Genomic DNA, 22,315 nt, shown 5'->3' on the forward strand with positions numbered 1-22,315 from the left:
CGCTTTTTTTTAATACGATTTAAAGAACTGAAAAATGTTGACGTTCTAACATATCAATTAAAGATATTAGAGGAAGGCCGATAAGCGAGTTAGGGTCTTTTCCTTCTAATTTATTAAATAATGCGATACCTAAACCTTCACATTTAAAACTACCAGCACAATACAATGGCATTTCTTTATCAACATAGTTTTCAATTTGCTGTGAGGTTAATTGACGAAAATGAACATGAAACTCTTCACAAAGAGTTTCCGCGATCATTGTTGTTGTATTGAGCAAGGATAAGCCCGTGTAAAAAGTGATGGTTTGCCCACTGGCTTTTTGAAGCTGAATAATTGCTTTTTCGCGTGTTAATGGTTTGCCAATAATCTGCCCGTTGATTACGCAGACTTGGTCGGATCCTATGATCAGGTGATTAGGATCTTTTATGTTACAGGAGCGGGCTTTTTGTTCTGCTAAGCGAATGACTAATGCAGTAGGTAATTCATTTTCTTGTGGTGTTTCATCGCAATTGGGTGAAATTGCATCAAAAGGAACTTGGATCTTCTCCAAGATCGAGCGGCGAAAAGGTGATGTTGAAGCTAGAATCAGTTTTGGTTGCATAATGGGTTCTTCTTCTTTAATTTTTCGTTTATTATTAGCAACTCTGCTGAAATAGCAACTGGGAAGAAAAAAAGCATAATTTTTGCCATTTTTCTTTGACTCGAAGGCTTTAGAAAGATAAGATGCGCGCCCTATGCAAAAGGTAAAATTACCACGAACAGTTGATGCAATCCAAAACGCTCAACGAAGATTAGACTACGATGGAATCATCCAATCTGATATTTTAAAGCGTTTGGCTGAGTCTACTGTAGATGTGAAAAGTGATGCTGAAGTCACAATGTCGTTTAAAGTTGACGAACAACGACTAGCCGTTATCTCTGGTAAAGCTAACGTCAATGTGTTGTTGGAATGTCAACGCTGTAATGAAAATTTTGAACATCACCTAAATGTATCATTTAAGTGTACGCCTTTTTTAAGCGAAGAGAAGGCAGCTCTTGTTCCTGAGGAATATGAGTTTGTAGATTTAAATGAAGTAGGTGAAGTTGATCTCGTTGAGTTGGTAACTGATGAGTTCATTCTAGCGTTGCCGCAAGTCGCTATGCATGACATTAAAGATTGTCAGGTCAAATCTAACAATTTGGTATTTGGTGAAATTCCTGAAGAGGAAGAGAAACCGAATCCGTTTGATGTTTTAAAATCTTTAAAACAACAGTAATTGAGGAGTAGGGTCCATGGCCGTACAAAAGAGCAAGAAATCACGTTCAATGCGTGGCATGCGTCGTTCACACGATGCACTAACTACAAGTGCATTATCTGTAGACGCAACTAGTGGCGAAACTCACCTTCGTCACAACGTTACAGCTGACGGTTACTACCGTGGCCGCAAGGTAATCAACAAGTAAGGTTGACGCTTTGCAGCAGCTAACCATTGCAATTGATGCGATGGGTGGGGATTTCGGTCCCCAAGTTACAGTGCCTGCCATCGTGCAGGCATTGTCGCAATTCCCAGAGCTAAAAATTATTGTTGTTGGAGATCGCCATGCGATTTCTACACAGCTAACACATCTAAATTATACCCCCAACCAACGACTTTCTATTGCACATAGCGACAGCGTTATAGGCAATAACACACCACCTTCAAAAGCATTACGACACAGTCGTGGCAGTTCAATGCGAATGGCCATTGATTTAGTTGCTAGTAAAGAAGCTGACGCGTGCATTAGCGCTGGCAATACTGGTGCACTTATGGGACTTTCTCGTTTTACCTTGAAGCTTCTCTCTGGTGTTGAACGTCCTGCATTAATTAGTCCTTTACCTACGAAAAATAATCAACGCACTTGGATGCTTGATCTTGGCGCGAATGTATCGTGTGATGCTGAGACGTTATTTCAATTTGCCGTAATGGGATCTGAATTAGCTGAGCAGTCATTAGGACGCAGGGCTAAAGTGGCGTTATTGAATATTGGTGAAGAAGAAATCAAAGGCAACGATCAAATAAAACGATGCGCAGAAATGCTACATCAATGCAAAGATATTGAATTTATCGGTTATATTGAAGGCGATAAACTTTATCAAGGTAATGCTGATGTAGTAGTGTGTGATGGTTTTGTTGGTAATGTATGCTTAAAAACCAGTGAAGGTGTTGCGCATTTATTTTTAGATCAACTAAAATCACACCTGATCACATCTAAATTTAAACAAGTTTTAGCGAAATGGCTCTTTGGTGATGTCATTTCTAGCTTAAAAGAGCTGAACCCCGACCAGTATAACGGCGCAAGTCTGATAGGATTGCGTGGCATTGTTGTTAAGAGTCATGGAAGTGCAGATGTATTTGCCTTTAACAATGCCATCAAGGAAGCGGTTCATGAGGTCAAGCGACAAATACCTAACCGTATTAGTGATCGCTTGGAGGCAGTTTTACTCGAGAGGCATTATTAGTCTTCATGTATAGCAAAATTTTAGGTACTGGTAGCTATTTACCAGCACAAATTCGCTCAAATGCGGATTTAGAAAAAATGGTCGATACTAGTGATGAGTGGATCTTAGCTCGTACAGGTATTAGTGAACGCCGCATTGCTGGTGAAAATGAATCAGTGGCCACAATGGGTCACCTTGCTTCTGTTAATGCAATTGAAATGGCTGGAATAGATAAGAATGATATTGATCTTATTATCCTAGCGACAAGTACACCAACGTACTCATTTCCATCTGCTGCATGTGAAGTTCAAGGCTTACTAGGCATTCAAGGATGCCCTGCATTTGATTTATCAGCCGCTTGTTCAGGCTTTGTTTATGCATTGAGTGTTGCAGATCAACACATCAAAACAGGCATGGCAAAGAATGTATTAGTTATTGGTTCTGATGCTGTTTCTCATACTTGTGATCCTGAGGACCGTTCAACTGTCATTTTGTTTGGTGACGGTGCTGGTGCGGTTGTTATTGGTCAAAGTGAAGAACCGGGTATTATCTCTACGCATTTACATGCTGATGGAAAATTTGGTGAGTTGCTTTCTTTACCTGTACCTTCTCGTAAAAATGAAGAAGCAGATAAATGGTTATATATGGCGGGTAATGAAGTCTTTAAAGTTGCCGTTACTCAGCTATCAAACCTAGTTAAAGAAACACTACAAAAGAACCAAATGGATAAATCAGAACTTGATTGGTTAGTACCACATCAAGCGAATTTACGAATTATTAAAGCAACAGCAAAGAAACTATCTATGTCAATGGATCAAGTTGTTGTCACTCTGGATCGTCACGGTAATACCTCTGCAGCCACAGTGCCTACGGCATTAGATGAAGCAGTTCGTGATGGACGAATTCAACGTGGTCAAACCTTATTGCTTGAAGCATTCGGGGGCGGCTTTACGTGGGGTTCGGCACTCGTTAAGTTTTAAGTAAGAAGCTAGGTCTTCTATTGACCTAGTTTCTTTATATACGCTTATTTAAAGGAAATAATGTTCATGAGCAATTTTGCTATCGTTTTCCCAGGTCAAGGCTCACAAGCTATTGGCATGCTTGCTGAATTAGGTGAGCAACACGAGGTTGTAACGCAAACTTTTGCAGAAGCATCAGAAGCGCTGGGTTATGACTTATGGTCACTTGTTCAAAATGGCCCTGCGGAAGATTTAAATCAAACATTTCGTACTCAGCCTGCATTATTAGCAACCTCTGTTGCATTATGGCGTGTATGGCAAGAGCAAGGCTTAACACAACCAGCTGTTTTAGCGGGTCATAGTCTTGGTGAATACTCAGCACTTGTATGTGCTGGTGTTATTGATTTTAAAGAAGCAATTAAATTGGTGGAACTACGTGGCCAATTGATGCAAGAAGCGGTTCCTGTTGGTGTTGGTGCAATGTACGCGATCATTGGCTTAGACAATGAATCTATTGCTAAAGCATGTGAAGACGCTGCACAAGGTGAAGTGGTTTCTCCTGTAAACTTTAACTCGCCAGGTCAAGTTGTTATCGCTGGTAATAAAGATGCAGTAGAGCGTGCTGGTGTATTATGTAAAGAAGCGGGTGCAAAACGAGTATTGCCTTTACCAGTATCAGTACCTTCTCATTGTGCATTAATGAAACCTGCGGCTGATAAATTAGCTGTTGCATTAGAAAATATTGAATTTTCAACACCGACATTACCTGTTATCAATAATGTTGATGTGGTTGCTGAATCAGATCCTGCAAAAATTAAAGACGCGCTTGTTCGTCAATTATACTGCCCAGTACGTTGGACTGAAGTAGTAGAAACAATGGCAGAACAAGGCGTAGAAACACTATATGAAGTTGGCCCAGGTAAAGTTCTTACTGGTTTAACTAAACGAATCGTTAAATCACTTAGCGCAGCAGCAGTAAATGATGCTGCTTCTCTTGAAGCTGCTAAGTAATTAAAGGGAATAGTAAATGATGAATTTAGAAGGCAAAATTGCCTTAGTTACTGGCGCTAGCCGTGGCATTGGTCGTGCGATTGCTGAGCAATTAGTATCACGCGGAGCAACGGTTATTGGTACAGCGACTTCTGAAAATGGTGCCGCTGCAATTGGTGAATATTTAGGCGAGAACGGTAAAGGTCTTGCATTAAATGTTACTGATGCAGAGTCTATTGCAGCTGTACTTAAAACAATCAATGACGAGTTTGGTGCGATTGATATTTTGGTTAATAACGCAGGTATTACTCGTGATAACTTACTTATGCGCATGAAAGATGACGAATGGATGGATATCTTAGATACTAACCTAACGTCTATTTTCCGTTTATCTAAAGCGGTTCTTCGTGGCATGATGAAAAAACGTAATGGTCGTATTATCAACGTAGGTTCTGTTGTTGGTACTATGGGTAACGCTGGCCAAACAAACTATGCTGCTGCAAAAGCAGGCGTAATTGGCTTTACTAAATCTATGGCTCGTGAAGTTGCTTCACGCGGCGTAACAGTGAATACTGTTGCACCAGGCTTTATTGAAACAGACATGACAAAAGCCTTGAATGATGAACAGCGAGCTGCAACACTATCATCTGTACCTGCAGGTCGTTTAGGTGATCCTAAAGAAATCGCAGCTGCAGTTGTATTTTTAGCATCTCCAGAAGCGGCTTACATCACAGGTGAGACATTGCATGTGAATGGCGGCATGTACATGGTTTAATCACTAAAATTGATCTAAGGGTGACTTAGGTCAATTTTGGGTCAAAATTGCACTAAAAATCACGAATTTCGTGGTTTGACCAGCAATCTTAGCCTTGCAACTTTCTTATTAATGAATAGAATACAGCAAGTATCGCAAATCAGCGAAGTCTGTAATTAGGAAAATTAAAATGAGCAATCTTGAAGAACGCGTAAAGAAAATCATCATTGAGCAACTGGGTGTGGATGAAGCTGAAGTTAAAAACGAAGCATCATTTGTTGATGACCTAGGTGCAGATTCACTAGATACAGTTGAACTAGTTATGGCTCTAGAAGAAGAGTTTGACACTGAGATTCCAGATGAAGAAGCTGAGAAGATCACTACTGTTCAAGCTGCTATCGACTACGTAACTAGCGCACAGTAAGAAATACCCTCCAGGCGGTCATCTTGACCGCCTGAGTTTTTAATACGCTACAATCCCTATCTAAATTTCAAATAATTCCGGAGAAATATATCGTGTCCAAACGTCGTGTAGTTGTTACAGGCATGGGTATGCTAACACCGGTGGGTAACACTGTTGAAGCATCTTGGAAAGCGCTGTTAGCAGGCCAAAGCGGTATCGTTAATATCGAACACTTTGACACCACTGAGTTTACTACTCGTTTTGCAGGTCTAGTTAAAGACTTTAATGCTGAAGAGTACATGTCTAAGAAAGACGCTCGTAAGATGGATTTATTTATCCAATACGGCGTAGCTGCTGGCATTCAGGCATTAGATGACTCGGGTTTTAAAGTTACTGAAGAAAATGCTCACCGTATTGGTGCTGCAATTGGTTCAGGTATTGGTGGTCTTGGCTTAATTGAAGCAGGCTACAAAGCATTTAGTGAAAAAGGTCCTCGTAAGATCAGCCCGTTTTTCGTGCCTTCAACTATCGTTAATATGATCGCTGGTCATATGTCGATCATGCGCGGTCTACGTGGTCCAAATATCGCAATTTCAACTGCTTGTACAACAGGTCTTCATAATATTGGTCATGCGGCTCGTATGATTGCTTATGGTGATGCAGATGCAATGCTAGCGGGTGGTGCTGAAAAAGCATCTACTGAGCTAGGTATGGGCGGTTTTGGTGCAGCTAAAGCACTATCAACGAACAATGAGAACCCACAAGGTGCTTCACGTCCTTGGGATAAAAACCGTGATGGTTTTGTTCTAGGTGATGGTGCAGGCATGATGGTTCTTGAAGAATATGAACACGCAAAAGCTCGCGGTGCAAAAATCTACTGTGAACTAGTTGGTTTTGGTATGAGCGGTGATGCTTATCACATGACTTCACCAACACCAGACGGTTCTGGTGGTGCGCTAGCGATGGAAGCTGCAATGCGTGATGCTGGCGTAACGGGTGAACAAATCGGTTATGTTAATGCTCATGGTACTTCAACACCTGCGGGTGATGTTGCTGAAGTTAAGGGCATTAAACGTGCGCTTGGCGAAGCGGGTACTAAACAAGTATTAGTATCATCAACAAAATCAATGACAGGTCACTTATTAGGTGCTGCCGGTTCTGTTGAAGCAATTATTACAGCACTTTCTTTAGTTGATCAAATTGTTCCACCTACGATCAATCTTGATGATCCTGAAGATGGCCTAGATATTGATCTAGTTCCTCATACTGCTCGTAAAGTAACTGATATGGAATACGCGATTTGTAATTCATTCGGCTTTGGTGGTACGAACGGTTCATTAATCTTTAAGAAAATGTAATAACTTGTTTGTGAGGCTTAATTAGTTTCCAAGAGTCAGTTACACTTTAAAGGCGGTTTGATATTATATCAAACCGCCTTTTTCTTATCTGGAGCTTTTATGTATTGGGTTAATGGAGTGGAATCAGAAACATTGCCAATTAATGATCGAAGTACTCAATACGGTGATGGATTTTTCACGACCATGAAGGTAAACAACGGTGAAATACGTTTGTGGTCTTTTCATTTCGAGCGCTTAACTAGTTCATCTCAGCGTTTAGGTATTACTCCGCCTAACTGGAAAAAGATTGAAAAGCAAGTTCATACTATTGCTGAAAAGATAAATAATGGTGGAATTAAAATTTTAATCAGTCGAGGGGCTGGAGGTCGAGGTTACTCCCCTAAAGGTTGTAATAATACTCAAGTGATTATCTCTGATTTTCAATATCCAGCTCATTATAAGCAATGGCAAGAAAAAGGTATCGAATTAGGTGTTTCAGCAATTAAGCTTGGCCTATCATCTCCGTTACTGGTAGGGATGAAGCACTTAAATCGTTTAGAGCAAGTATTAATTAAAGATGAAATTTCAAAAACTGTGTATCTTGATGCAATTGTTCTTGATCTTAATAACCATGTTATCGAAACATCAATAGGTAATCTTTTTTGGGTTAAGGATGATAGAATCTTTACTCCAAAATTATCTTTTTCTGGTGTAGAAGGTGTGATGAAAAAGCACATTGGGCAACTAGCAAAAGAGTTTCAATTAGAGCTAGAAGAAGTAAGTGCTGCGCTATCTGAGTTGGAAAATGCAGACGAAGTCTTTATAACTAATGCTTTATTTGAAATTGTACCAATCAATGCAATTGTTAATACAGAATTCACTCAACATAAATTTACACACAGATTTCAGGAGAAGTTGTACTCGTGTTAAAGAAATTTTTATTCCTTATTTTATTGATAGCGATAGGAACAGCTGGTTTAGGCTTCTGGAGTTACCAACAAGCCAGTCAATTTACAGAGCAACAAGTTGCACTAGATAAAGCTCAATTAATTGAAGTGAAATCGGGTACTAGTTATCGAAAATTGATCAGTCAATTTGAAAAAAATGGTTGGATTACCGATATAAAATGGGCCCGTTTTACTCATAAATTATCACCAGAGTTAACAGAAATTAAAGCGGGAACTTATTGGATTGAGCCCAATCAATCACTTGCTTCTGTATTAATGCAATTGAAAACAGGAAAAGAGCACCAATTTTCGATCACTTTTGTTGAAGGAAGTCGCTTTTCTGAATGGCAACAACAACTAGAACAAGCTCCGTATTTAAAGCACGAATTAAGTGAGTTATCAGAAAAAGAGATAGCCAATAAACTGGGTATTGAACGCTTAAAATTAGAAGGGTTATTTTTAGCTGAAACGTATCACTATACAGCAGGTATGAGTGATCTTGATATTCTAGAGCGTTCTCATAACGCATTAGTGACAGTATTAGATAGTGAGTGGGAAACTAAATCAGCAAACCTACCTTTAAAGTCATCTTATGAAGCGCTGATTTTAGCCTCTATTATAGAAAAAGAAACGGCGATTGACTCAGAAAGAGAGCGAGTATCTTCGGTATTTGTGAATCGTTTAAAGCGTAGTATGCGTTTACAAACGGATCCAACCGTAATCTACGGTATGGGAGATAAATATGACGGTAATATCCGCAAGAAAGACCTACGTACACCAACAGCTTATAATACGTATACCATGAGTGGTTTACCGCCAACGCCGATAGCAATGGCTGGCCCTGCTTCAATTAAAGCCGCATTACACCCAGAAACTAGCCGTTACCTTTATTTTGTTGCAGACGGTACTGGCGGTCACAAATTTACTAAATCATTAGTTGAGCATAACAAAGCAGTTAGAGCTTACCTACGAACCTTAAGAAATTAATCATGTCTAAGTTTATTGTAATTGAAGGCCTAGAAGGCGCAGGTAAAAGCACTGCAATTAAAAATGTATTAGCGACTTTAGCTAAGCATGGTATTGAGAATCCTGTAACAACACGAGAGCCTGGTGGTACGCCATTAGCTGAGAAAATGCGTGAACTGGTAAAGGAAGGTCACCCTGATGAGCCCCTAACTGATATGGCTGAGTTATTATTACTGTATGCAGCACGAGCACAGCTAGTTGGTAATGTAATTAAGCCGGCATTAGCGAGAGGCGAGTGGGTGGTTGGTGATCGACACGATCTCTCTTCACAAGCTTATCAAGGTGGTGGTCGTGGTTTTGATCGTGATTTAATGGCGACAATGCGAAATACTGTTCTTGGTGATTTCAAACCAGATTTCACTATCTATATGGATATTGACCCGAAATTAGGTCTTCAACGGGCATCCGCTCGTGGAGAGCTAGATCGAATTGAACAGATGAAGCTGGATTTCTTTGAGCGCAGTCGTGAACGTTATTTAGAATTTGCTAATAGTGATGAAAGTATTATTATTATTGATGCAGGACAAGATTTAGATACAGTAACAGAGTCAATTATTAGTGAATTAGACACTTGGTTAGTAACGAATGGCAACTAAACTTTACCCTTGGCAACAGGGTGTTTGGCAGCAATGGCAACAATTAATATCGACAGATAGGTTGCCTCATGCAATTTTATGCGCGATGCCAGATGGAACAGGTAGAGAGACACTTGTTCAATACTTTTCTGATACTTTATTGTGCTTAACACAAGGTACTGAACCTTGTGGTTTCTGTCATAGCTGTGGTTTAGTTGAATCAGGAAATCATCCTGATTTACACTGGATCAAACCTGAAGTTGAAGGTAAATCGATATCGGTTGATCAGATAAGACAATGTAATTTGTGGGCTCTAGAATCATCGCAATTTAATGCTAAGCGAATGATTATTATTGAACCTGCAGAGAAAATGACAGAATCAGCGGCAAATGCACTGTTAAAAACATTAGAAGCTCCACCTAAAAACTGTCAGTTTGTTTTGTTGGCTAATTCACCGCATCATTTATTGCCTACGATCCGGAGCCGTTGTCAGGTTTGGCAGCAACCAGAGGTCAGTAGTGAAGTTATAGAGCAGTGGTTAGAAGACACAGAAAAGCTAAAAGTGAGCAAGCAATCTATTATATTAAATGGTTACTTACCTCTAGCGGTTAAAAGTTTTTATCAAGATAAAAAACAATCGGCTCATCAACAGTTACTGTCTTGTTTTGATGCTTGTGTTAATTCTTCTTTTTGTCATACATCTGATATCGTGAAAAGCCTGATAAAGTTAGATGATGAAGGTTTATGTTGGTTAAGCTACTTATTGTCAGATGTTCAAAAGAGGCAATTGGGAATTATTACAGGTTGGGTGCATTGCGATGAAAAAGGCATTATTGAACGCTTAGCAATGAGTATCCCTGCTAATACAATTTATAAACAATATTTAAGTTTGAATGCGTTAAGACAACAGTTGAATGCTCATTCAGGATTAAATAAAGAGTTATTATTAACTGAATGGTTATTTGAGTTCATTGGAGAGTAATGTGTTAGTTGATTCACACTGCCATTTAGACAAATTAAATTACAGTGATTTACATACAAATGTTGCGGATGTACTTGAAAAGGCAAAACAACGTGGTGTTGAACAGTTTCTGACTGTTGGCGTAACATTAGATGCTTTTCCTAATATGATGGAAATGATTAAAGATCATCCTGAAGTTCATGCTTCTTGTGGTATTCATCCACTAGATGTTGATTCTGATTTTGATTTATTTCTTTTTCGTCAATACGCTGAAAATGAACGTGTTATTGCTATAGGTGAAACTGGGTTAGATTATTTTTATCAACCAGAAAGTGCCCCTCGTCAGCGCGATCTATTCGAGCAGCAAGTTGAAGTCGCTGTTGAGTATAATAAGCCACTTATTATACATACTCGACAAGCTCGAGAGGATACGTTAGCTATTCTAAAAAATGGTAAAGCAGATAAATGTGGTGGCGTTATTCATTGTTTTACAGAAGATTGGGCATTCGCAGAAGCGGCTATGGAGCTTGGCTTTTATATTTCAATTTCAGGCATAGTAACTTTTAATAAAGCGGCAGAGTTGAAAGATGTGGTTCGTCGTTTACCACTAGAACGTTTACTTGTTGAAACTGATTCACCTTATTTGGCACCGGTTCCATTTAGAGGAAAAGAGAATCAACCAGCTTATGTAAGAGATGTTGCTGAATATATTGGGCTATTAAAAGGGAAACCATTCGAAGAAGTCGCTCAGGTAACAACGAACAATTTCAAAAATCTTTTTTTGAACAAATAATTTTATTTAGATTGAAAAACAATCAAAAGGAAGGTTTTTCCCTCTCTTTTTTTGTTTGATTGATTTTACACAGCTTTAAAGCAGAATTTAAGCAGGCAAACGATTAACTGTGCGCTTTATTTGACCTATCTATTTTTGTTGCTAAAAATAACATTTGTTTTTTTTAACTTGTTGGTTTTTTTTAAATAAAATCATATGGTTGAAGAAAACTTGTATTTTTATTGTCACTTTTACTACGCCTTGCTTTTGTGATCACTGCAGGGTTTTAAAACATTAAATGAAAACATGCTAGAAACTGTTTTTACATAGGTCTATATTTAGCGACAGTTTGATTAGAGACACGAATGCTTACAAAGTTATGAGTTACATATAGGCAAGGGGGATATTGCCGTAATTGATAAGTAAGAACTAACTGTTTCCAATTGTATTTATAAATATTAGGAGCAAAACATGTTTAAACACCTTTTTGCCAGTTTACAGAAAGTTGGTAAGGCACTTATGTTGCCTGTATCAGTTCTTCCTGTAGCAGGTATTCTTTTAGGAGTTGGTGCAGCCAACTTTAGTTTCCTTCCAGAAGTTGTTTCTCATTTAATGGAACAAGCTGGTGGTTCAGTATTCGGTCAAATGGCTCTGCTATTTGCTGTGGGTACTGCACTTGGTTTTACAAACAATGATGGTGTTGCTGGTCTAGCCGCTGTTGTTGGCTACGGCATCATGGTTGCTACACTTAAAGTGATGGCAACAGTAATGGGTGTTGATGGTATCGAGACTGGTGTTCTTGGTGGTATCCTTGCTGGTGGTCTTGCTGGTTGGGCATTCAACAAGTTTTACCGTATTCAACTTCCTGAATACCTAGGCTTCTTCGCTGGTAAGCGTGCTGTGCCAATCGTTACTGGTTTTGCATCTATCGCTCTAGGTTTAATCCTATCTGTAGTTTGGCCTCCTGTTGGCGGTGCTATTGCTGCATTCTCTGATTGGGCTGCACATCAAAACCCTGTAGCTGCATTTGGTATCTATGGTGTAATTGAACGTTCTCTTATTCCTTTTGGTCTTCACCATATTTGGAACGTACCATTCTTCTACGAAGCAGGTACTTGTACAAACAATGCTGGTGAGCAAGTTCACGGTATCATGACTTGTTTCCTTACTGCTGATGACGCATCTCGTGCTGCTGGTAATGGTTTTGGTCAACTTGCCGGTGGTTACTTATTCAAAATGTTCGGTCTTCCTGCTGCTGCAATTGCAATTGCACACTCAGCAAAACCTGAAAACCGTGCTAAAGTAATGGGTATCATGGCATCTGCTGCGTTAACTTCATTCCTTACTGGTATCACAGAACCAATTGAATTCGCGTTCCTATTTGTTGCTCCTGTTCTTTATGCTATCCACGCAGTACTTGCTGGTGTTGCATACATGCTAACTAATGCGTTAGGTATTGTTCACGGTCACACATTCTCGAATGGTTTCATTGACTTTGTAGTTCAATCACCACGCGCAGAGAACATGCTTCTTCTTGTTGGTCTTGGCCTTGTTTATGCAGTTGTTTACTACATTGTATTCCGTTTTGTAATTAAAGCGATGGACCTTAAGACTCCTGGTCGTGAAGACGAAGATGAGAATGCAGGTCCTGCTGTTACTGGTTCTGAATTAGCAGGTGAGTTAGTTGCTGCATTTGGTGGCAAAGAGAACATCACAAACCTTGATGCTTGTATCACTCGTCTACGTGTATCGGTAGCAAACGTTGAAGCCGTTGACCAAGATAAACTGAAAAAACTTGGTGCAGCTGGTGTTGTTGTTGCGGGTTCTGGTGTTCAAGCTATTTTTGGTACTAAGTCTGATAACTTGAAAACAGATATGAATGAGTGGATTAGTCATAACTAATTTGCGATTCTATCGATGAATAATAAAAGGAGACTTTCGAGTCTCCTTTTTTCTGTTTCTGGCTTGAAGAAAATCGAAGATAAGCAAAGGTATTATCTTTCAGGAAATGAGATGTCTTGATTTGAGTCTAGCCAAGTAGGGTATTTCTTCATAATCGAGAGGAACAGCTCTGAATCAATGAAAGTCGTAAGCCAGTGCTGTACATGTTGATATTTACTTTGGTTAAACCAATGAATATCTACAAACGCAAATTGTCGTATAAAAGGTAAAATAGCAATATCAGCAAAACTGTATTCATCGCTAAATAATCTATTTGAATTAGTTAACTGTCGTTCTAGTTTCTCTAAAAATATCTCACCTTGTTCACGGTAGTAAACTTCTGAATGTTCAGGGTAGCGATCAGCGTATTTGTATTTATCTAACCAGCCTTTAAATACCTCATCATTTTCTTTTATTAATAAATGCATGGTACTCGTTGCTGAATTTAATAGTTGTGAGCCTTCTAAAGCCCATTTCATGATATCTAAGCTTTCATCTATCACATACCCATCTTTTTCAATTAAAACAGGAACAGTACCTTTAGGGGATGCTTGTATCATTGCTTCGGGTTTATGTTTTAATATGATTTCACGAAGTTGTACCGATTTTTCAGAGAGAGCAAGCCCAAGCCGTGCTCGCATAGCGTAAGGGCAGCGACGAAATGAATAGAGAATGGTCATTTTTACCTTCTAAATTAATTTAAAATGAAACGGCGAAAAAAAAGCAGATCTGAAGATCTGCTTTAAGACTAACATTTTCTAGAAAGTAGTTTCTAGTTACTGTTCATCGCTTTACGGATACAGAAGGCTGCGCCTCCCCAAGTGATCCCTAAACCAATAATCATCATGATAATTGCCCCAGTTGTCATATTAAGCCTCCTTGCTTGATTTATTAATAATAATACCTACCACTAGCATTGCGGCGATAAGGCCCCAACCTAATAGTAATAGGTCTGATTGAGCATAGCCGCCGTAACCATCAGTTAATGTATTTACAATATTAGTGCCTAAGATAACGATTAAGAATATAGGACTGATAAAGCGTAAGCAGATTTCAAACCATTTCCCAATAGTAAATTCAGATATTTTATTGACGTGTGAGCGAATGTCCGCAAGTTTGACCAACCAGCCCATAATAAATAGTTCGATCAAACAACTTGCTAGTAGCGCAATGTTATTAATGAAGTAATCGACTAGGTCAAGAAGCAGTAGTCCACCATTAGTTGCGAACGCCATTGATACAATTAAGCCAACGCTACATACAATCGATGCCGCTTTTTTGCGTGAACAATTTAATTTATCAATAAATGCAGAGGTTACCGCTTCAATAATTGAAATGTGAGAACTTAGTCCAGCAACAACTAAAGCAAAGAAGAACAGAGGACCAAGAATATAAGGAGCAGGTAATAAATTGATGGCTGCTGGAATAGTAACAAATGCAAGACCAACACCAGCACTAACAACCTCAGTTAATGGTTTGCTTTGTTCATGCGCCATATTTCCTAGGATAGAGAAAATAAGAATACCTGCGATAATAGAAAAACCGCAGTTAATCAGTACTGTCATAAAGGCATTGTTATTTACATCTGATTTTTCAGGAAGGTAACTTGAATAAGCTAGCATGATTGCGAAACCGACACTCAGTGTAAAGAAGATTTGGCCATAAGCCGCAGACCATACTTTTGGATCTGTGATTTTACTAAAGTCTGGTTGGAATAGATAATTAAGACCATCTAACGCACCAGGTAAGAAAACCATTCGTCCGATCAGTGCAATTACCATGATAAATAATAAAGGCATCATTATTTTACTTGCTCGCTCGATACCGCGTTTTACACCACCAAAGATAGCTGTAAAAGTGATAGCCCAAGCAATTACCATTGGGATAGCGATATGCCATTGGATACTGCCAAGTTTTGTTGGTGAATTATCGCCTAATTTCAGGTATTCGCTGAAGAAATAAGCGTTGGTATCTTGTCCCCAACTTTGAGAGAAAGACATACTAAAATAAGAAATTGCCCAGCCAATAACGGCAACATAATACACAGCAATAACTGCAGCAATGAGAACTTGAAACCAACCAAGCCATTCGTATTTTTGATTTAGTTTTGCAAATGTTCGTGGTGCTGAGCCTCTGAATTTATGGCCCATACCAAATTCCATTATCATAAATGGAATACCAGCAGTTAACATTGCAAATAGATAAGGGATGAAGAAAGCACCACCGCCATTTTCATATGCCATGTATGGAAAGCGCCATATATTACCTAGACCGATAGCAGATCCTACTGCGGCAAGAATAAATCCTGCACGAGATCCCCATTGTTCACGCTTCATAAAACACTCCTTTAAGAAACTTTTCCCTGAGAATTGAAGCCTATTTAGTATCATTCTCTATTTAAATTAAAATTAATTTGCTCAAACTAGAGGTATTAGCTAAGCATTACAGCCAGATTACCTATTTATAATTGTTAAGGCAATATTACATAAAGGTAGTTAAATATAGTGTTATTAGGGTTTTATTCTGATTTATTCGTTTTTTCTAGCGAGAGGTATTGACGGGATATTCTTATGTGGATAGTGATTTTGTTAAAATAAGGTTAATTAAATGATTGTGTTTTTTATAAATAATTCCAATTGATGAGAAAATAAGCACTTCAATCGGAATTATTAAAAAGAAATGCCTATCTAAGCTAAAAACTAAAACGCAATCCAAGGTTTCCTTGAACTTGATTTATCCAACTACTTTCGTAGCGAATAACACAGCGAGTTTGCGCAGGTTCTGAAATACAAGTGCTGTCGATATCGCTATCGACTGCTGTGCCTAACCAACGAGCTTCAAGCTGTAAGGCTAAATTATTAGTAAAATGGTACTGCAAACCAGTGAAAGCACCTGCTGAGAAGTTAATATTTTCTTCACTCCAATCAACATCGGTATAGGTTGCACCAATACTTAAACCGAAAAAAGAACTAAGGCGTTTCGTTAATGGATAATCTAGTGCACTTTGAAAGTGTAAATAATCAAAGCGAGACTTATTACCTAATGTTTTTACTTCACTACTTTGAGTGCTGTAAAATAAACCAATACGGCCAGCATCCATATCCGTTTCTAAAGCGAATGATAAAGCCTCATTGTTCTTTATTTTAAAAGTATCACCGTCTTGATTTTCAACTTCCCCGCCTGCTGCGATCCCTATTGCTGGTGTGATATAAAATTGAGCAAAAGCAGGGAAAGGGGCTGTTGCTATTAGGGCTAGTAGTGCTATCCGTTTCATCTGAACTCCTAAATTTTGTGATGATATTTTGTACTCATATTTAACGTATTATGTAGACATTGTGATGTTAATACCAACTTGATGGCTTAGTTAACCTGATTCCTTGAAGATACTTCAAATTACTGTTAAATTTTTGTTACTTATAAAACAAGGAGTCGTTATGGATAGTGATTTTAAGTTTGCTTTAATTACAACTATAGTTGTGTTTTCGGGATTAGCTTTCTTTGGAAGTTTAGTTTTGATGGCATGAATAAATAGCAGATATATATATGAAAAGAGCAATCAATGTAATGTTGATTGCTCTTTTTTGTTTGCCCAGCAAAGCTGGCAAACCCGTCTGCTTGTAAGAAAGCAGAGTCACCCCGACTAAGGGGAAGACAATCTGAATGGCAAGGGCGTCACTGGCCAACGGTGGGGTCTGAAGGAAGCCATAGGAAGTTAGATGTACACAACTAACCGTAACCTGTTTCGGCAGCATTGGTGGGTAAGCGTCCGAAATAGCGCGAAGCCCGATACTTAGTCAGACCAATGTTGTGCTTGAGGGTGGGATATCTAACAGGGAGTCAGTGCAATAACTGGGGAAGCCTGGCATCAGATCCAGCTATCAGCTGGAAGCATTATATCAAGAGGTGACTCAAGAATAGTGTTGGTGTGAGGTGGCAGATGAACCCGTAGTAGTGAGTAAGGCTAGGCCGATGAAAGCCAGTAATGGTGTGGAGGATAAAACCAAGCCGACTATCAGCAGCGTGTCTGATTAGAGTCAATTGTTACCAAAAGTGCAATTGGTTGCGAAGGGGGGAAGCTTACTTAAAGACTATTACGGAATATTAGCGATGTTATATGGGTACACAAGCTATTTGACGAAATAGGACATCTGGATTTGGTTACTTAGGAATAAGTGGACTGATACCAAGAGCCGTACAGAGGAGTAATCACAGACCTTGAGGTAGATTGCCAACTGGCTAGAACGTCTCAAATCTGTGATGAAACACACTCACCATACAGACAAGAAAATACGAAATAATAGCGCACTTAATTGATAGAGAAACGATGAGAAAATTCTACAGCTTATATGGCCGTCTGCTCAATTTAAGAGGGTTGTATACAATAAAGCATCAATGTTTATCCGACAATATGTCGTTGATATGGATTTATCGAAATGCTTCGACATGCTCGATCATGACTTGATAATTGACAGCATAAAGAGACGAGTGGCCGATGGAAGCATCTTAAAGCTCATCAGGCAATTTCTCGAAAGTGGGGTAATGATAAATGGGACATACGAGCCGACGACGATAGGCAGTCCGCAAGGTGGCGTAATTAGTCCCCTCCCCACGTTTCACGCTGCCCTGTCTCTGAGTTGATTTTACACACATGAAACTGGATACTTTCTTGCTCTGGAGGCGTGTCTATAATTAATTGAGTATTAATTCTACCGCTAAGCTAGTCGGTGTCTCTGCAAGAACGGTGATTAGAATTGTTAAGCAATATAAAGAGAAAATGGGTCCAGTTTAGTTTAATAGATTGGGTGTGGAAATTAGTAAAGGAATAATAATGCCAGTGTTTAAAGTTAAATACCTTAACTCTAAAAAAGAGTTATTACATTGTGAAAGTATTTTCATGAAAAATATTGGAGCAGCTAAACGTTCTTCATCGTCAATGGCCCCAATGAATATGGAAAGCATTGAGATTTATGATGTAGGTGAGAAATGGTTAGCAACAAAAGAGTTGGGGAAATGGAAATCGATAGAATAAACGTACTTATTTATATTTCTTCCTAACTTATTTCTGCCCTAAGATGTGATAGCTCTAATGTGAGTCCTTTGTTAAAGATTCACCAGTTGTAAATAAAAATATAGAATAGTCCTCCGTTATTTTTGAAAAGGCTGTAGTATGGGTTTTAATGTAGATGCGTTTGTTGCTACGCTTGGATACTCTAGAGCTTGTTTCGTTAAATTTTATTATAATGAGAAAACAAATGCTTGGATTGATGGTTTAACTGAAGCATTTTACTTTTTTGGTGGCGTTCCAAAGCAGGTCCTTTGTGATAACGAAAAAGCTATTGTAATTGAGAGAAATCGCTACGGTGAAGGTAATCATAAATGGAATGATAAGATGCTGGAACTCTCTGTTGAGTATGGGTTTCAATTAAAAGCCTGCAAACCATACAGAGCAAAAACAAAGGGGAAAGTTGAACGATTAACCATTACTTAAAAAATAGCTTTATTGTTCCATTGACAGCATCGTTGAAGCAGTCAAATTTAACACTCGATGTATCTATTGCAAATGCAAAGGTTGGCCCTTGGCTTGCCGATATTGCTCATCAACGCATACATGGAACAATAAAGGAGCAACCATCTGAATTACTTGTTATAGAACAAGAAAACTTTTTACCGCTACCTCAATTAGTGCATAACAATATTCAAAAAGATGAATACGAAACGATTCAAATCGTTCCTCCTGCAAACTTTAACTCGTTTCAGCATCCAATGTCAGTTTATGAAGAGGTATTAAGCTAGTGAATAGTACCAAATATGAACAAATTCTTGAGTTATGTAATGAAATTGGCTTGAAAAGCATTGGCCATGAATGGCCAAGCATTTCTTAAAAAGTCATTAAAGAGAAATCCAGTAATGCTGATTTTCTTTATGCTCTTCTTAAGCATGAGGTAGATGCTAAGAGGCTTCGAGCTAAGGATATGCTACTAAAAACGGCTGGTTTTCCAAGCCTTAAAACGCTTGAACAGTTTGATTTTAAATTCGCAACGGGAGTGCCGAGAAAAGCCTTAATGGACTTAAGTTCCTTATCATTCATAGATAAAACAGAGAACATTATTCTTTTAGGGCGAGTGGCACAGGAAAAACACATTTAGCTATAGCACTAGCTTATAAAGCAATTCAATTCAGAAGGAAGGCTCGCTTTATAACCGCAGCTGATTTGATGTTGCAGCTAAGCAGCGCTAAACGACAAGATAAATTAAAACATTTTATGCAACGAGTAATTATGGGTCCACAATTGCTCGTCATTGATGAGATTGGATATTTACCTTTCGGAAGAGAAGAAGCTAACTTATTTTTTAATGTCATAGTAAAACGTTATGAAAAAGGAAGTTTGATTTTGACAAGTAATTTACCATTTGGCCAAATACTTTTGCAGATGATGCGACATTAACAGCAGCTATGCTTGATCGGCTACTTCATCATTCACATGTATTACAGTTGAATGGTGACAGTTATAGGTTAAGAGCAAAGAGAAAAAGCGGTATTTTAGAATCGTAAATAAGTAAAGGGTGGATCAATTTTCAGCTGTTGTTGACACCATGTGTAAAAAGAACTCGTACCTACATTCATGACCGCGCAAAGTATTGTTATTGGCCAGTCTTCTTTATGCTGTTGAATAAATTGGTATCTTATCCGTTTTCTTTCGCAAAGAAGACTGCGGCCTTTTTTAGAATATCGCGCTCCATCAATAAGCGTTGATTCTCTTTTCTTAAGCGCTCTAATTCACTGCGTTCTGAAAGGTTTAATGTAACTGATTTAGCTTCTTTGAATCACCTATTGGTGATTCTTGCCTAACCCAGGTAGTGATAGCGCTTAATGAGATACCTAAACTGTCAGCTGCCTTCTGTCTTGAATAGCCTTGCTCTGTAACTAATTTAACTGCATCTTGTTTATACTCAAGAGTAAACGTTCTACGTGTATTTTTCTTATTCATATTCACCTCTAGCGACATAATAACTAAAAACTTATAGAGGTGTCCGGAACTATTAGACCACTACATATCGGGGGATGGGCAAAAATAGTCATAATGGATTTAAGCCCTGCGTATTGCTCTAATGCCGATCGTTCAAGTACCTTAAACGATCGGCATTACATAAATAGGGACGCCTCTTTTTAAGATACTCAAGTTTATTTAATATAAAAAATCCGGAACCAGCAATAGGCTCCAGATTTAGCTGTAATACTTTATTAAGATATAAAATTATGCCGTATAATTTTTATTTACTTAATATCTGTATTGAACTAATTTTGTCCCTTAGTTCAACCTCATCCCCTCGTCCGCCTTGACGTGTCCAAAAGTTACCCTGAAAATTAGGATCTTCATAAAAACGAACGGTCCAGCCTTTTGGTATACTCCATGCTTTGATACGATCATTGATATACGACATATCTTCAGTATTTAAATCGGCAATATCTGATGTTGTTAAAATAGCTAAACCTTTATCAAGCCAATCACTATTAAGAACATTACCGTAAAGAACTACATAGTTAGTCTCAATATAATTATATGTACCCGCTGGTTGAACCTGACGATGAGGAGCATTGAATACCGTTCCCCAAACATCCCACTGCATTTGATTTATATTACTGTTAGAATTAAACCATTTATTTTGTAAAGGATATATACGGTCGGTTAGAATAGGTCTCCATCCTTCAAGTTTCCTAATTTGAACGGTAACCTCTGCATATGGCACCGTTCTGCCTACCGCTATACTAGTTTTATTCCCTACAGAAATTGAGTTTGTTACATTTCGATGACGATAACGATCTCCTGTACTCTCATCATACCAATCATGCTCAACAATCAGTCGGGCAAAATACCCACCTTTATTATTCAAAATAAACTGAGTACTTTTATTGTTAAAATTTATGTAATCAGGCGTTTTATTAACAGAGAATTTTTCATACTCCTCAGTTTCATTCTCATAAATATAATTATAATCAATACAACTATATTCAACCTTCCCATTTAATATTTCTTCGTTTAAATTATTACAGTCAGGAAGAGACAATATATCTGAATATTCAATTTTAGAAAGGTCAGATGCATTAGCACCAAAACTTAAAAATAACGCTGCATATATCGCGATGTTTCTCATATTTTCACCTTATTTATTAACTTTATATTATTATCCTAATCATTCAAATTAAATTGAACGATATTATTATATATATGCTACATTTTTCATCTTATTGAAAGCTGCTTTATTTTACAGGTTTTGGGGTTATTACAAAAAATGGCCAATATACAGTTTTATTAAAATGGACAGGAATTTCAAAGTTGAGAGCAACAGCAATATCGACCTACACTTTTAAGTAATCATTATTCTTTACATAAGGTGAGAGGTGGAATTTATTAAGTGAATGAGATCGCGATATTTATTTTTTATGGTTATATTTAATTGATAACCCCTCATAATAACAGTCACAATCTAAGGAATTTGAATGTTGATGAGTTAGCGTTGGCCCGTCTAAAAAGCCAATTTCACCATCGCTGTTTTCTTAAAAGGTATCGAAAATATAATTATCGGGGCTTTTATAACTGTTTTAGCCCTATTTCATGAGTTTTAGATACACTTATCCTACAAACCTTATTATGCTGCCCTCAATTCTGACTGGACTATCGCATGGGTGACTAAATCATTGACCGAATTTCCGACTCGGAAATTCGTAAACACCAGACGACTTTCACATAAAATACATTCGTACGGATCTACTTTTACATATCCTTTTAACATTGCGGCATACTCTGGCATTTTCGGCTCAGCTTCTATTGTCATACCTAAAGCTGCATAAACTCTAGGCAGAGCTTCTCCACGACGACGCATTGATAAAAAACCATAGTATCGGATCATCTTGAAATGTTTATCAGGATAGTGATCTACTATCCGTCTTATCATCTCTTCTGGTGATAATGTTAGGCTGTCTGTTGCTCCTGTTCGATGGTCTAAATAATTAAACGTTATCATTCCGCCTTTGGCGTAATGACTTAAGCGTGACGCTGAAATTGGTGGCTGTTTTAAATACCGACCAAGATAGTTCATCGTCGGTTTTACATTGTTTGTCTTTTTTAGCAAAATGAAGCTTCCAACGACGATTATATTGAGTGTTTAAGTTAATGTTCTCTCTATCCCTGCT

Annotated in this window: 23 protein-coding genes and 4 pseudogenes; 19 read left to right on the forward strand and 8 right to left on the reverse strand. The window is 38.3% G+C overall.

The window, feature by feature from the left end; genetic code table 11:
* Nucleotides 1-19: 19 nt before the first annotated feature.
* Nucleotides 20-601: a Maf family protein gene (locus AC2IP4_RS04045; protein ID WP_375320941.1), complete on the reverse strand. Its 582-nt coding sequence runs from the start codon at nucleotides 599-601 to the stop codon at nucleotides 20-22.
* A gap of 133 nt (nucleotides 602-734) precedes the next feature.
* Here AC2IP4_RS04045 and yceD point away from each other — a divergent pair, with 133 nt between their 5' ends.
* The 14 genes from yceD to ptsG all read left to right on the forward strand — a co-directional run bounded on the left by yceD (nucleotide 735) and on the right by ptsG (nucleotide 13,084).
* A complete protein-coding gene (gene yceD / locus AC2IP4_RS04050; RefSeq protein ID WP_105055132.1) occupies nucleotides 735-1,256 on the forward strand; it encodes a 23S rRNA accumulation protein YceD in 522 nt (173 codons plus the stop codon).
* A 16-nt stretch (nucleotides 1,257-1,272) separates the two neighbouring features.
* The gene (gene rpmF / locus AC2IP4_RS04055) at nucleotides 1,273-1,443 is read left to right on the forward strand and encodes a 50S ribosomal protein L32 (protein ID WP_060991458.1); all 171 of its coding nucleotides are present in this window, start codon (nucleotides 1,273-1,275) and stop codon (nucleotides 1,441-1,443) included.
* 10 nt (nucleotides 1,444-1,453) lie between these two features.
* Nucleotides 1,454-2,479, forward strand: coding sequence for a phosphate acyltransferase PlsX (gene plsX / locus AC2IP4_RS04060; RefSeq protein ID WP_375320939.1), 1,026 nt, complete (start codon nucleotides 1,454-1,456; stop codon nucleotides 2,477-2,479).
* A gap of 5 nt (nucleotides 2,480-2,484) precedes the next feature.
* Nucleotides 2,485-3,438 carry a beta-ketoacyl-ACP synthase III gene (locus AC2IP4_RS04065; protein WP_060991456.1) on the forward strand — a complete coding sequence of 318 codons (954 nt, stop codon included), beginning with the start codon at nucleotides 2,485-2,487 and terminating at the stop codon, nucleotides 3,436-3,438.
* A 66-nt stretch (nucleotides 3,439-3,504) separates the two neighbouring features.
* Nucleotides 3,505-4,428, forward strand: coding sequence for an ACP S-malonyltransferase (fabD, locus tag AC2IP4_RS04070; RefSeq protein ID WP_486310576.1), 924 nt, complete (start codon nucleotides 3,505-3,507; stop codon nucleotides 4,426-4,428).
* A 19-nt stretch (nucleotides 4,429-4,447) separates the two neighbouring features.
* A complete protein-coding gene (gene fabG / locus AC2IP4_RS04075; RefSeq protein WP_486310739.1) occupies nucleotides 4,448-5,182 on the forward strand; it encodes a 3-oxoacyl-ACP reductase FabG in 735 nt (244 codons plus the stop codon).
* 169 nt (nucleotides 5,183-5,351) lie between these two features.
* Nucleotides 5,352-5,585 carry an acyl carrier protein gene (gene acpP / locus AC2IP4_RS04080; RefSeq protein ID WP_017051317.1) on the forward strand — a complete coding sequence of 78 codons (234 nt, stop codon included), beginning with the start codon at nucleotides 5,352-5,354 and terminating at the stop codon, nucleotides 5,583-5,585.
* A gap of 92 nt (nucleotides 5,586-5,677) precedes the next feature.
* Complete coding sequence (gene fabF / locus AC2IP4_RS04085) at nucleotides 5,678-6,922, forward strand: beta-ketoacyl-ACP synthase II (protein WP_486310577.1); 1,245 nt, start codon at nucleotides 5,678-5,680, stop codon at nucleotides 6,920-6,922.
* A gap of 99 nt (nucleotides 6,923-7,021) precedes the next feature.
* Nucleotides 7,022-7,831, forward strand: coding sequence for an aminodeoxychorismate lyase (gene pabC / locus AC2IP4_RS04090; protein WP_375320936.1), 810 nt, complete (start codon nucleotides 7,022-7,024; stop codon nucleotides 7,829-7,831).
* A complete protein-coding gene (gene mltG, locus AC2IP4_RS04095; RefSeq protein WP_486310578.1) occupies nucleotides 7,825-8,835 on the forward strand; it encodes an endolytic transglycosylase MltG in 1,011 nt (336 codons plus the stop codon). Before pabC ends, mltG begins: the two co-directional genes overlap by 7 nt.
* A 2-nt stretch (nucleotides 8,836-8,837) precedes the next feature.
* The gene (gene tmk / locus AC2IP4_RS04100) at nucleotides 8,838-9,470 is read left to right on the forward strand and encodes a dTMP kinase (RefSeq protein WP_105055125.1); all 633 of its coding nucleotides are present in this window, start codon (nucleotides 8,838-8,840) and stop codon (nucleotides 9,468-9,470) included.
* Nucleotides 9,460-10,431 carry a DNA polymerase III subunit delta' gene (holB, locus tag AC2IP4_RS04105; protein ID WP_375320933.1) on the forward strand — a complete coding sequence of 324 codons (972 nt, stop codon included), beginning with the start codon at nucleotides 9,460-9,462 and terminating at the stop codon, nucleotides 10,429-10,431. Before tmk ends, holB begins: the two co-directional genes overlap by 11 nt.
* 1 nt (nucleotide 10,432) lies before the next feature.
* Nucleotides 10,433-11,203: a TatD family hydrolase gene (locus tag AC2IP4_RS04110; protein WP_375320932.1), complete on the forward strand. Its 771-nt coding sequence runs from the start codon at nucleotides 10,433-10,435 to the stop codon at nucleotides 11,201-11,203.
* A 450-nt stretch (nucleotides 11,204-11,653) separates the two neighbouring features.
* On the forward strand, nucleotides 11,654-13,084 hold the full coding sequence (gene ptsG, locus AC2IP4_RS04115; protein ID WP_375320931.1) for a PTS glucose transporter subunit IIBC: 1,431 nt from the start codon (nucleotides 11,654-11,656) through the stop codon (nucleotides 13,082-13,084).
* Between the two features lie 92 nt (nucleotides 13,085-13,176).
* On the opposite strand, the gene AC2IP4_RS04120 is transcribed toward ptsG, so the two are convergent.
* From AC2IP4_RS04120 to AC2IP4_RS04135, 4 genes are all read right to left on the reverse strand, one after another.
* Nucleotides 13,177-13,803, reverse strand: coding sequence for a glutathione S-transferase (locus AC2IP4_RS04120; protein WP_375320930.1), 627 nt, complete (start codon nucleotides 13,801-13,803; stop codon nucleotides 13,177-13,179).
* Nucleotides 13,804-13,895: 92 nt separating this feature from the next.
* A complete protein-coding gene (locus AC2IP4_RS04125; protein ID WP_375320929.1) occupies nucleotides 13,896-13,991 on the reverse strand; it encodes a MetS family NSS transporter small subunit in 96 nt (31 codons plus the stop codon).
* Between the two features lies 1 nt (nucleotide 13,992).
* Nucleotides 13,993-15,459 (reverse strand): sodium-dependent transporter, encoded by a 1,467-nt coding sequence (locus AC2IP4_RS04130; RefSeq protein WP_486306627.1) that lies wholly within the window; start codon nucleotides 15,457-15,459, stop codon nucleotides 13,993-13,995.
* A 356-nt stretch (nucleotides 15,460-15,815) separates the two neighbouring features.
* On the reverse strand, nucleotides 15,816-16,397 hold the full coding sequence (locus tag AC2IP4_RS04135) for an outer membrane beta-barrel protein (RefSeq protein WP_375320927.1): 582 nt from the start codon (nucleotides 16,395-16,397) through the stop codon (nucleotides 15,816-15,818).
* Nucleotides 16,398-16,557: 160 nt separating this feature from the next.
* On the opposite strand from AC2IP4_RS04135, the gene cydH reads away from it, so the two are divergent.
* From cydH to istB, 5 genes and pseudogenes are all read left to right on the forward strand, one after another.
* Nucleotides 16,558-16,647: a cytochrome bd-I oxidase subunit CydH gene (cydH, locus tag AC2IP4_RS04140; protein WP_105055118.1), complete on the forward strand. Its 90-nt coding sequence runs from the start codon at nucleotides 16,558-16,560 to the stop codon at nucleotides 16,645-16,647.
* A gap of 856 nt (nucleotides 16,648-17,503) precedes the next feature.
* Nucleotides 17,504-17,728: pseudogene (locus AC2IP4_RS04145) on the forward strand (reverse transcriptase domain-containing protein); the annotation flags it as partial.
* Between the two features lie 223 nt (nucleotides 17,729-17,951).
* Nucleotides 17,952-18,152: a hypothetical protein gene (locus AC2IP4_RS04150; RefSeq protein ID WP_375320925.1), complete on the forward strand. Its 201-nt coding sequence runs from the start codon at nucleotides 17,952-17,954 to the stop codon at nucleotides 18,150-18,152.
* Nucleotides 18,153-18,308: 156 nt separating this feature from the next.
* Nucleotides 18,309-18,806, forward strand: a pseudogene (gene istA, locus AC2IP4_RS04155) (IS21 family transposase); the annotation flags it as partial.
* Nucleotides 18,807-18,915: 109 nt separating this feature from the next.
* Nucleotides 18,916-19,675 (forward strand): annotated as a pseudogene (gene istB, locus AC2IP4_RS04160) (IS21-like element helper ATPase IstB).
* Between the two features lie 244 nt (nucleotides 19,676-19,919).
* On the opposite strand, the gene AC2IP4_RS04165 reads toward istB, so the two are convergent.
* The 3 genes and pseudogenes from AC2IP4_RS04165 to AC2IP4_RS04175 all read right to left on the reverse strand — a co-directional run.
* The gene (locus AC2IP4_RS04165; protein ID WP_375320924.1) at nucleotides 19,920-20,111 is read right to left on the reverse strand and encodes a transposase; all 192 of its coding nucleotides are present in this window, start codon (nucleotides 20,109-20,111) and stop codon (nucleotides 19,920-19,922) included.
* A 283-nt stretch (nucleotides 20,112-20,394) separates the two neighbouring features.
* On the reverse strand, nucleotides 20,395-21,276 hold the full coding sequence (locus AC2IP4_RS04170) for a hypothetical protein (protein WP_375320923.1): 882 nt from the start codon (nucleotides 21,274-21,276) through the stop codon (nucleotides 20,395-20,397).
* Between the two features lie 495 nt (nucleotides 21,277-21,771).
* Nucleotides 21,772-22,291: pseudogene (locus tag AC2IP4_RS04175) on the reverse strand (transposase); the annotation flags it as partial.
* Between the last annotated feature and the right edge of the window lie 24 nt (nucleotides 22,292-22,315).

It is taken from the genome of Aliivibrio thorii (genome assembly GCF_057368585.1).